This window comes from Vibrio sp. Vb0937, from assembly GCF_033338855.1.
Genome location: NZ_JAWOTK010000022.1, coordinates 23,276 through 34,408, shown reverse-complemented (window position 1 = coordinate 34,408; position 11,133 = coordinate 23,276). Strand labels below are relative to the sequence as shown.

The following is an 11,133-nucleotide window of genomic DNA, read 5'->3' as shown; positions in this document are numbered from 1 at the left end:
CTCTGGCTCTGGCTCTGGCTCTGGCTCTGGCTCTGGCTCTGGCTCTGGCTCTGGCTCTGGCTCTGGCTCTGGCTCTGGCTCTGCAGATGATACCTCTTGAGCCAACAGGTCAAGGTCTTCCTCAAGAGTCGTTATTTCAGTTTCATCATCCAGTAATGCATTAAAGTAGTCATCAAGTGCTTGTTCACTGGACAGCACATCATTACTGCTCATCGAACGCCAACCTCTCCAGGTAAATCAGTAGCTGTTTATAGGCAAACACACCACGGCTACCAGATGCAAAGTGCGAAGCTGGCAAGTGCTTTAAACTGGCATCGCGGAACTTGGTATCTATAGGCACCGCTGAGGTCCACACTTGATTTGGGTAATCTTTTTTCAGTTGCATCAATGTCTGCAATGACGCTTTCGTGCGCTTATCGTACATGGTTGGGACGATAGTCACTTTGAAACCGCCCGGGCGAGATTTTTGCATAATGGTTAGCGTACGCATCATGCGCTCTAGACCTTTCATCGCCAAAAACTCTGTTTGAACAGGAATCAAAATTCGGTCACTGGCTGCCAACGCGTTCACCATCATCACGCCAAGGATTGGCGGACAGTCAATCAACACATAGTCATAGTCTTGTGAGACAGTTTGCAGCGCCCGTTTTAAGATTAATCCCATACCACTGCGATTACCCATTACGCGATCAAGCGTGGCAAGGGACATATGCGCGGGAATGATATCCATTCCTTCCAGCTCTGTTTCTAAAATCAACGGCTTAACCGTCTCACGAGAAAACGTCTTCAACTGGAATAAATCAAATAGGCTCGAAGTTACTGCATCAGGATCATAACCGAGATAAGTAGTCAGTGAGGCGTGAGGATCAGTATCAACCATCAATACTCGATGGCCTTTCTGGCTCAATAAGCCCGCCAATGTCACTGTTGAGGTGGTTTTACCCACGCCTCCTTTCTGGTTAGCTACACTCCAAACAATCATGATGAATCCTAAGCTAGGCCAACTTCCACCAACATGCGTTCAGCAATGCGGTCAAGCGGTAAATCTTCTGAAGAAATGCCTGCTTTAGCAACCGCTTGGGGCATGCCATAAACAACACAACTTTCTTCATCTTGTGCCCAAATTGTTGAGCCTGAAGACTTCAACATGCGAGCGCCCTCACGACCGTCTGCACCCATGCCTGTCAACACTAAAGAGAGCACTTTGTCGCCATATACTTTTGCGGCAGAACCAAAAGTCACATCCACACATGGTTTGTAGTTCATGCGATCGCCGCCATCAATAATGCGAAGACGAGCAGCGCCCGCTCGTCCATCTACCATCATTTGTTTCCCACCTGGTGCAAGGTATGCCACACCGGGCTGTAACACATCGCCATCTTGTGCTTCTTTCACTTGAATCTTACACAAGGTGTTCAAACGACTGGCAAACGCAGCAGTAAACGTTGCTGGCATGTGTTGAATCAATACAATCGGATGCGGATAGTTCATCGGCAAGCGCGTCAGAATTTTTTGTAGAGCAACGGGGCCACCTGTTGATGTGCCAATTGCCGTCAATTGATACTTCTTACCAGAAGCACGGTACTTTGTCGCAGCAGGTCGAGTTGGTGTTGGAGTCACAGGTGAAGCCGTTCTTGAACCTAATGATCGAGTAGTCGTGCTGGTACTCGCTGTTGGGCGAGCGATAGGTCGACGCATGAAAGCGCGCTTCGAGGCAATCTGAATCACACGCTGTTGAAGTAATGACACCGCTTCTTCACGGTTACGCGCAATGTCCTCAAACTTTTTCGGTAAGAAGTCCAATGCGCCCGCATCTAGCGCATCAAGCGTAGCTTTCGCCCCGTCGTGGGTCAGGGACGAAAACATTAGAATTGGCGTTGGAGCAGCGGCCATTATTTCACGTACAGCTGTAATGCCATCCATCACTGGCATTTCAATATCCATCGTGATGACGTCAGGTTTGAGAGATTTGGCTTTCTCAACCGCCTCTCTACCATTTACCGCAACGTCAATCACTTCTAGGCGCGATTCTGAGTTGATGATTTCGCTCACGCGACGTCGGAAAAAACTCGAATCATCAACGACTAGTACTTTAATCGCCATCTTATTCCTTTTAATAACGTCAGCTTTGCTTAAAGGCGTGAAGCCGCAGCATATCGCTTAAGTAAATCAGGCACATCTAGAATTAATGCAATATGGCCATCGCTAGTAATTGTCGCACCAGCCATACCTGGAGTGCCCTGTAATAGATTATCGAGTGGCTTAATAACCACTTCTTCTTGACCAATAAGCGTATCCACAACAAAACCAACGCGTTGGTTACCAATCTGTACAATCACCACGTGACCGTGACCTGTACGCTCTTGGACGTTTTGCGATTTAGATGCTAACCAGTTTTGTAAGTAAAATAGTGGGATAGATTTCTCTCGCACAATGATCGTCAGCTGACCATCTACCACGTTTGTACGGCTAAGATCTAAGTGGAAAATTTCACTCACCGAAGCCAGTGGTAGAGCAAACGGATGACCGCCAACACCAACCATCAGAGTCGGTAAAATCGCTAACGTTAGTGGTACTTTGATCGTAATCTTAGTGCCCTTGCCTAGCTCAGAATCGATATCGATTGAACCGTTTAAGGTATTGATCGCCGTCTTAACCACGTCCATACCCACACCACGACCAGAGATGTCAGAAATTTTATCTTTACTTGAGAAACCAGGTGCGAAGATAAGGTTGAAGCACTCTTTGTCTGTTAAACGCGCCGCCGCATCTTCATCCATCATGCCACGCTTCACCGCGATGCCACGAAGTTTGTTCGGGTCCATACCGCCACCATCATCTACGATGGATAGTTCAATATGGTCCCCTTCTTGCGATGCTGACAAAATCACTTTACCTGTGCGTGATTTGCCTGCCTTCGCGCGTGCGTCTGGCATTTCAATACCGTGATCAACTGAGTTACGCACCAAGTGAATCAACGGATCGGCCAATGCTTCTACAAGGTTTTTATCGAGATCGGTTTCTTCACCGCGCATTTCTAGCACGATGTCTTTATTTAGGTTACGAGCCAAGTCACGGACAACGCGTGGGAAACGGCCAAACACTTTCTTAATTGGCTGCATACGCGTTTTCATTACCGCGCCTTGTAGATCCGCAGTTACCACATCAAGGTTAGCGACCGCTTTGGACATCTCTTCGTTGTCGCTATTCAAACCAAGGCTTAGTAGACGGTTACGCACCAATACGAGCTCACCCACCATGTTCATGATGGTATCAAGCGTCGAGGTATCAACACGAACGGTTGCTTCAGCCTGAGGTTTTTTAACCGCTGGTGCTTTGGCTTCTTCTTTTACCGCGACTGGTTTAGATTCTGGCTTTGGTGCTGGCGCTGCTTGAACAGGTGCTGGCTTAGCAACAGGCTCAGGTTTCGCAGGGCTTTGCTCTACGTTTGCTGAAGCAGGCTTCGTTGCCATGTCCAATTCTTCTAGCGTTGGGCCTTTACCTGAACCATGTAGCTCATCGAGTAACTTTTCGAACTCTTCGTCCGTCATTAAGTCACTGTCTTGATTTGATGAAGATGCCACTGGAGCGGAAGGCTCTGCCGCTTTAGGTGGCTCTACTGGTACGGATGCAGATGCAGATGCAGCAGCCTCTGCCGTAGAAGGGCTTTTTCCTACACCGTGCAGTTCATCGAGTAAGCGTTCAAACTCATCATCAGTGATATCACCACTTTCAACTGATGGTGCACTCGATTGAGGCGGTTCAGATGGCGTTGTAGGTGTCGCAGACATTGAGTTGCCTGGCGCTGAACCTTTACCATGAAGCTCATCAAGTAGCTTTTCGAATTCGTCTTGGGTAATTTCATCAACAGAGCCGACACTTGATGGTGCTGACGGCGCAGCAGGTTCTTCGATGATAGGCTCGGGAATAATAGGCTCTGGAGTAGCCACTGGTTCTTCAACTACGGTTGCCGCTACTTCATCTTCTGACTCAGGTTTGCATAGACGATGAAGTTCTTCAAGAAGCTCAGGGTCCGCAGCTTCTAACGGCTCACGATCTTGAACAGCCTGGAACTGGGTATTAACCGTATCCAAGGCTTTTAGCATCGTATCCATTAAGTTTTGCGTTACCGTGCGTTGACCGTTTCGTAAAACGTCGAACACGTTCTCCGCACCATGACAAGTATCGACTAGCTCTGCCAATGAAAGGAAGCCGGCACCGCCTTTTACGGTATGAAACCCGCGGAAAATAGCATTAAGTAAGTCTTTGTCTTCTGGGTTATTTTCCAATTCAACCAACTGCTCAGAAAGCAGCTCGAGAATTTCCCCAGCCTCAATGAGAAAGTCCTGAAGAATATCTTCGTCTAAATCGTAGCTCATACGTTACCTTTAAAATCCAAGACTGGACAACAAGTCATCGACTTCGTCCTGCGATGAAACCGCATCTTCTCTCAGTTCTGGATGAAGAATCGGGCCTTCGGCTTCGCTTGTTTGTGTATTCTTTTTATCTGCCGGTTCTGACAAAACTTGAATATGTTCTTCAAGTTTATTTCCAGAGAATACGGTTAGGATTTCCACTAAGCGGCCTTCAACTTCATTAACCAACGTAATTACGCGGCGAATGATTTGGCCAGTTAGGTCTTGGAAGTCTTGCGCCATGAGAATTTCGGTCAATTGGCCGCGCAATTCAGTGCTGTCACCTTCGACTTGCACTAATAGCCCGTCGATTCGGTGACACAGTGCTTTAAATTCGCTTAATTCTATGCGCCCGTGCATGAGTTCATTCCATTGAGGACGAACTTTTAGAAGGCAATCATGCAGGTTATCAGCGATAGGAAGGCAGCAGTCGACCGCATCCATTGTTTTGTTGGCTGCAAGCTCTGTCTTCTCGATCACATAATTGAGACGATCCCTAGCGTTAGGGATTTCGTCTTTCGCAATTTCGGTCATGCGCTGATCGAGACTGAACTGCTTGAGTGATTCGTGAAGGTCTCGAGTTAACGCTCCAATTTCTTGCAGCATTGGGTTATCGGCACCTTCGTAGATCGAGGCAACAAGCATATTGGCTTGGTCTTGTTCCCCGTTTTCTAGCATTTGAACGAGTGACTTCGCCTGCTCTAGTGAGATCATTCTGAATAGACCCTTTTACGTTTAGTTCTTCTTATCACTTTGAAAACGCTAAACGAGTCATTTAATAGGTATTTAATAATTGGTATGAATGACTCGAATAACAAAGAGAAAGAGAGAGTTATAAACGCTCGAAAATTTTATCTAATTTTTCTTTTAATGTTGCAGCAGTAAATGGCTTAACAATGTAGCCGTTTACACCTGCTTGAGCAGCTTCAATGATCTGCTCACGCTTCGCTTCAGCCGTGATCATTAGAACTGGCAGATGCTTAAGTTCTGCATCCGCGCGGATGTGTTTAAGCAAATCGATGCCTTGCATACCTGGCATGTTCCAGTCAGTTACAACAAAATCGAAGTCACCTTTTTTCAGCATTGGTAATGCGGTTAAACCATCGTCCGCTTCTTGAGTGTTATTGAAACCCAAGTCACGAAGCAGGTTTTTAACAATACGGCGCATTGTTGAGAAATCATCAACAATAAGGATCTTCATGTTTTTATTCAAAATTGCCTCCACTGAATCGTAAAATCAGTGTTTTTAGTCATTTTGTGTCCACGCACTGAGCTTGGTACGTAAACGTTGCATCGCTTGACTCAGTATTTGACTTACGCGAGATTCGCTTACGCCTAACACATCGCCAATTTCTTTCAAATTGAGTTCTTCATCATAATAAAGCGAAAGAACCAAAGCTTCACGCTCTGGAAGCTGTTTTATTGATTCAACCAGTGCTTTTCGAAATGATTCATCAACTACCCCTTTGAATGGGTTGCTGTCATCGGTTTCATCCGCCGGTGAAATCACATCATCAGAAACGCCTAAATCTTCAATACCGACTAATTTTGAGCAGTTGATATCGGTAAGAGCACTATGATATTGATCCAGTGTCATACCGAGATGCGTGGCTACTTCAGAATCAGTAGGATCTCGATTTAATTCGCCTTCCAGCTCCGCAATCGCTTGGTTAATCTCTCGATTATTTTTATGAACAGAACGCGGTACCCAATCGCCTTTACGCATGTCATCTAACATTGCGCCACGAATACGGATACCTGCATAAGTTTCAAAGCTCGCACCTTTAGAACCATCATAATTCTGCTGAGCTTCGATAAGACCGATCATGCCGGCCTGAATTAAATCCTCTACCTGAACACTCGGCGGTAAACGGCCTAGTAGGTGGTGAGCAATGCGCTTAACCAACACTGAATAACGTTCAATGAACGCCTGCTGGCTATTAAATTTGCCATGTTGGTCATAGGTTATCGCTTTATTCACCAAAAGGGTCCTCTGCGAATTCGGTACGATTTAGCAACCTTTCCACAAAAAATTCCAAGTGTCCACTTGGTGTTTTCGGTAGTGGCCACGTCAACGCTTTGTTTGCTAGTGAGCTGATAGCTAAAGCAGCAGGCGAGCGTGGGAACGCATCAACGACAATTTTTTGTCTTTTTACAGCCTGTCGTACTTTATCATCTAATGGAATACATGCTACGAGTTCAAGGCTAACATTCAAGAATCGCTCTGTGACTAATGTCAACTTTGCAAACAATTCTCGCCCTTCACGGTAGCTTCTGACCATATTTGCTACAACTTTAAAGCGTTGAACTTGGTGTTCTTTACTCAACAGCTTGATTAATGCATAGGCATCTGTGATTGACGTCGGTTCATCACACACAACTACAACCACATCTTGAGCTGCTCGCGAAAAACTGATTACCATGTCAGAGATACCAGCAGCGGTATCAATCAGCAGGACATCCATTTCGTCTTCAAGACTACCAAATGCTCGGATGAGTCCGGCATGCTGAGCGTGAGAAAGCTCTGTCATGCTCTGTGTGCCAGAAGTTGCAGGAATTATCTTTATACCATAAGGCCCTTCGACAATCGCATCTTTTAGCTCACATTCACCCGCTAAGACATGTCCTAGATTACGTTTTGCACGAATTCCGAGCATCACGTCCACATTGGCCAGACCTAAATCAGCGTCGAGAACCATCACCTTCTTGCCTTGGCGAGCCATACAAATCGCCAGACCCAGTGTTACGTTTGATTTCCCCACACCACCTTTGCCGCCAGTAACAGCAATCACTTTGGTCAACGATGGTTGTGTTAAGCGACGGAGGCCGCTTGCTTGATCGTGTATCATATTCTCAGTCATAGTAGTCCGCCGCCTTAGAGTCCTTCACTGTCACTGTTCCAAAAGTGAGGTTCGTTCTCTGTCGACTTCTCTAACAGTTCATTTGCTTTCGCAAGCATATATTTTGGTTGCGCTATCACAATGTCTTCTGGTACGCGCTGACCATTAGCGATGTAAGCTACTGGCATTGCGTTTTGAATCACTACACTGATGAATTCGCCTAGGCTTAATGACTCATCAAGCTTCGTCATAATACAACCCGAAAGTGGTATACGTCGGAAGTGATCCAGCGTTTCTTGTAGAACACGACGTTGTGCGGTAGCCGGCAAAACAAGGTAGCTGTGAATCACTTCCCCGCTCTCTTGCATTAGAGTGTCGAGCTGCTCGGAAAGCCTCACATCTCGTTGCCCCATCCCTGCCGTATCGACCAAAATCAGTCTTCTGTTTCTTAGCTGATATATAACATCGGCTAACTCGTTAGAATCTTTAGCAACTCTTACGGGACAACCCATGATTCTTCCATAAATTGAGAGCTGCTCATGTGCACCTATGCGATATGTATCTGTTGTCACAAGGGCTACATTGTCGGCACCGTATTCCATGGCTGCGCGTGCTGCGAGTTTCGCTACGGTCGTTGTTTTCCCAACCCCCGTCGGACCCAACAATGCGACTACGCCACCACGTTTTAAAATGTCCTGTTTAGGAATATTGATTTGATCCGCCACCAGCGACAATAACGCTTTCCACGCTCGCGCTGGCTTTGTATCTTCCGGAATATAACAGGCCATCTGGTCTGCTAACTCCGGAGAAACGCCCATTCGCTCTAAGCGCTTAATCAGCATTGCTCTTAGCGGCTCACGGCGTTCTACTTCTTGCCACATCAGGCCAGAAACTTGGTGCTCCAACAGGCGACGAATTGACGTCATCTCTTCGCGCATGCTTTCTAGCTCATCGGCCGATTCGTCACGCTCATCACTTGGGCGACGTCGGTCATAGCGCGTCGGGTCCAGCTTGGGCGTCGGACGTTCAAATCGATTGTCCTGTGCGATTAGCTTCGCCAAAGGTGAATCTGGTTGATATGGCGCTGGCTTTTCTTGGTTGTAGCCGTCGCGATGCTTATTTTGGCGTTGCAGCAAAGCAGAGAGCGAATCTTCATTTTCCGCTACATGGTCGTCAGCATCTGCTGCACCACCGCTATATTGCTTAAGCATATTAGCGAATCGCTGCGTCATTGAGCCTGTTTTTTCATTGTTACTGTTATTACTGTTCAGGCTAATTTTATCTTCATCTAAATGACGATCTTGGTAACGATCAGCAGAAGACGATGACATTTGACGATGTTCGTTATAGCGATTCGATTGAGAAGCACCGCGATTTTGCTGTGACGCTGCGCTTGCTTGAGACGGATTAGATTCACTATCTATCGCCGCAACAATCGCTACTCCACCAGCCACTTTCTTGTTTGACATGATCACCGCTTCCGCGCCTAACTCCTCTTTCACTTGGAGCAGCGCCGTTCTCATGTCTTTGGCAAAAAATCGCTTTATTTTCAAACTATGAATCCATTAATGATGCGTGAGATCAGTTACCCACGGCTTGCACAATTCTGATCTGTTTTTCATCCGGGATTTCTTGGTAAGACAGTACCCGGAGATTAGGTATTGTGTTCTTCACAAATTTCGCCAACGTCGAGCGTAATACACCAGAAGTAAGCAGAACGGCAGGTTCGCCTTTCAGTTCTTGTTCCTGTGTCGCTTGGCTTAGTGAAGATTGCAATCGCTCAGCGAGTCCCGGTTCAATCCCCGCGGATTCGCCTCCTGATGCTTGCATAGTTTGATGCAATATTTGTTCCAGTTCGGGGATCAAAGTAATCACTGGTAACTCAGGCTCTATACCATTGATTTCTTGAACAATTAGACGTTTAAGACTAATTCGAACTGCTGCCGTCAATATGTCAGCTTCTTGACTCTTACTTGAGTACTCAGCCAAAGTTTGAACAATCGTGCGAATATCGCGGATTGGAATGGCCTCGTTTAACAAGTTTTGTAGGACTTTCACCACCACACCTAATGGTAATTGGTCAGGAACAAAGTTCTCGACCAACTTAGGCGCGCTGCGTCCCAACATTTCTAATAAATTCTCTACTTCTTCATGGCCAATTAGCTGTGATGCGTTGTTGGTCAATAGCTGGCTTAGGTGCGTCGCTAATACCGTTGATGAATCAACAACCGTATAACCTAAGGCCTGCGCGTGCTCACGCTGATCTTCTCGGATCCATACGGCTTCCAGTCCAAAAGCAGGGTCAATGGTTGGCTCCCCATCAATCATGCCATACACCTGACCTGGGTTAATCGCTAGCTCTTGATCCGGACGAATCTCTGCTTCGCCCACCGCAACCCCCATCAATGTAATTCGGTAACTGTTTGGGGTCAGCTCAAGATTGTCACGAATATGAACCGCTGGAATTAGGAACCCAAAATCTTGCGATAACTTTTTACGCACGCCTTTTACGCGCTCTAACAGTTCCCCACCTTGGTCTCTGTCCACCAAAGGGATTAAGCGATAACCTACTTCCAAGCCAATAATATCGACTGGCTGGACGTCATCCCAAGACAGTTCGCGCTGTGAGGAAGGTTCTGTACCTTCATCTGCTGTTGCTGGTAAAGCGGGCTCTTTCGCTTTCTGCTTCTGCCGTTTGTCGATGAAATATGCCGCTGCACCGGCCGCGACTGCCAGGCTCAAAAACGCAAAGTGCGGCATGCCCGGTACGATGCCCATCACACCAAGAATAGCTGCAGTAATCATCAGCGCTTTTGGGTTGTCGAACATCTGGAAGACCAGTTGTTCCCCCATGTCTTCATCGGTGTTTTGGCGCGTCACCATCATTGCCGCTGCAATCGACAGCAATAGCGATGGGATTTGTGCGACCAAACCATCACCGATTGTCAGTAAGGTATAGATTTCAATCGCTTCACCGAAACCCAATCCATACTGCGCCATACCGATCGACAGACCGCCGACGATGTTGATAAACAGAATCAAAATACCGGCAATCGCGTCACCTTTTACGAACTTCGAGGCACCATCCATCGAGCCATAGAAATCCGCTTCTTTGGTCACTTCAAAACGACGAACTCTTGCCTGCTCTTGGTCTATCAATCCGGCATTCAAGTCGGCATCAATCGCCATTTGCTTACCCGGCAACGCATCAAGCGTAAAGCGAGCACTTACCTCAGAGATACGACCCGCACCTTTGGTCACCACCATAAAGTTGATGATCATTAAGATGAGGAAAACCACTAGGCCGACCGCGTAGTTACCACCAATAACGACGTTACCGAACGCCTCAATTACGTTACCTGCCGCATTACCGCCTTCATGACCATGCAGTAAGACGACACGAGTCGAGGCAACGTTCAAAGCCAAGCGGAGCAACGTGGCGATCAGCAATACCGTTGGAAAAGCAGCGAAGTCCAAAGGGCGACGTGTGTAAACGGTCACTAACAACACCACCATCGACAGCGCGATGTTAAAGGTGAAGAACATATCCAGCAAAAATGCTGGAATCGGCAGTACCACCATCGCTAGGGTGGCCAAAACCATCACCGGAGCACCAATAGCTGGCATTTCACGTTGAGGGATTCGTGGCAATTTATCTGCAAACGGCAGGCTTAACTTCATACTGCGAGAGATCTCAATCGATTGAAGCGTCACGTAAGCTCTTACTATTAATACGCGACCGCTTTAGCCTAAAAGTTTAGGTAGGGTTGATAATTAAAGCGTTTTAAGCAATCTATGTACCATAATTAGCGCCAAAATAATGACTAAACACTCAAATAGAGCTTAGCTTTTGAGCAAACGAGCTTTTTTAAGGCTTT

General features: G+C 46.8%; 9 protein-coding genes and 1 pseudogene. All 10 read right to left on the bottom strand.

Annotated features, from left to right (window positions below; translation table 11 throughout):
• A pseudogene (locus tag R7P67_RS18935) lies at nt 1-213 on the bottom strand (chemotaxis protein CheW); the annotation flags it as partial.
• Entirely contained in the window at nt 203-982 is a 780-nt protein-coding gene (locus tag R7P67_RS18930) for a ParA family protein (protein WP_005380505.1), read from the bottom strand. The gene R7P67_RS18930 and the pseudogene R7P67_RS18935, both read right to left, overlap by 11 nt.
• An 8-nt stretch (nt 983-990) precedes the next feature.
• Nucleotides 991-2,103, bottom strand: a complete 1,113-nt coding sequence (locus R7P67_RS18925) for a chemotaxis response regulator protein-glutamate methylesterase (protein ID WP_005380504.1) — start codon at nt 2,101-2,103, stop codon at nt 991-993.
• Between the two features lie 29 nt (nt 2,104-2,132).
• Nucleotides 2,133-4,379 (bottom strand): chemotaxis protein CheA, encoded by a 2,247-nt coding sequence (locus R7P67_RS18920; protein ID WP_225473387.1) that lies wholly within the window; start codon nt 4,377-4,379, stop codon nt 2,133-2,135.
• Nucleotides 4,380-4,388: 9 nt separating this feature from the next.
• The gene (locus R7P67_RS18915) at nt 4,389-5,129 is read right to left on the bottom strand and encodes a protein phosphatase CheZ (protein WP_005380502.1); all 741 of its coding nucleotides are present in this window, start codon (nt 5,127-5,129) and stop codon (nt 4,389-4,391) included.
• 118 nt (nt 5,130-5,247) lie between these two features.
• The gene (gene cheY / locus R7P67_RS18910) at nt 5,248-5,616 is read right to left on the bottom strand and encodes a chemotaxis response regulator CheY (protein WP_017635949.1); all 369 of its coding nucleotides are present in this window, start codon (nt 5,614-5,616) and stop codon (nt 5,248-5,250) included.
• 45 nt (nt 5,617-5,661) lie between these two features.
• Nucleotides 5,662-6,396, bottom strand: coding sequence for an RNA polymerase sigma factor FliA (locus R7P67_RS18905; RefSeq protein ID WP_005380499.1), 735 nt, complete (start codon nt 6,394-6,396; stop codon nt 5,662-5,664).
• The gene (locus tag R7P67_RS18900; RefSeq protein ID WP_005380498.1) at nt 6,389-7,276 is read right to left on the bottom strand and encodes a MinD/ParA family protein; all 888 of its coding nucleotides are present in this window, start codon (nt 7,274-7,276) and stop codon (nt 6,389-6,391) included. The genes R7P67_RS18905 and R7P67_RS18900 overlap by 8 nt, the downstream gene beginning before the upstream one ends.
• 14 nt (nt 7,277-7,290) lie before the next feature.
• Nucleotides 7,291-8,808 carry a flagellar biosynthesis protein FlhF gene (gene flhF, locus R7P67_RS18895; protein WP_033907111.1) on the bottom strand — a complete coding sequence of 506 codons (1,518 nt, stop codon included), beginning with the start codon at nt 8,806-8,808 and terminating at the stop codon, nt 7,291-7,293.
• A gap of 28 nt (nt 8,809-8,836) precedes the next feature.
• Complete coding sequence (gene flhA, locus R7P67_RS18890; protein ID WP_025998722.1) at nt 8,837-10,936, bottom strand: flagellar biosynthesis protein FlhA; 2,100 nt, start codon at nt 10,934-10,936, stop codon at nt 8,837-8,839.
• Between the last annotated feature and the right edge of the window lie 197 nt (nt 10,937-11,133).

Coding starts and splice junctions, on each gene's coding strand:
- R7P67_RS18930 (WP_005380505.1), bottom strand. CDS start 982: ATGATTGTTTGGAGTGTAGCTAACCAGAAAGGAGGCGTGGGTAAAACC.
- R7P67_RS18925 (WP_005380504.1), bottom strand. CDS start 2,103: ATGGCGATTAAAGTACTAGTCGTTGATGATTCGAGTTTTTTCCGACGT.
- R7P67_RS18920 (WP_225473387.1), bottom strand. CDS start 4,379: ATGAGCTACGATTTAGACGAAGATATTCTTCAGGACTTTCTCATTGAG.
- R7P67_RS18915 (WP_005380502.1), bottom strand. CDS start 5,129: ATGATCTCACTAGAGCAGGCGAAGTCACTCGTTCAAATGCTAGAAAAC.
- cheY (WP_017635949.1), bottom strand. CDS start 5,616: ATGAAGATCCTTATTGTTGATGATTTCTCAACAATGCGCCGTATTGTT.
- R7P67_RS18900 (WP_005380498.1), bottom strand. CDS start 7,276: ATGACTGAGAATATGATACACGATCAAGCAAGCGGCCTCCGTCGCTTA.
- flhA (WP_025998722.1), bottom strand. CDS start 10,936: ATGAAGTTAAGCCTGCCGTTTGCAGATAAATTGCCACGAATCCCTCAA.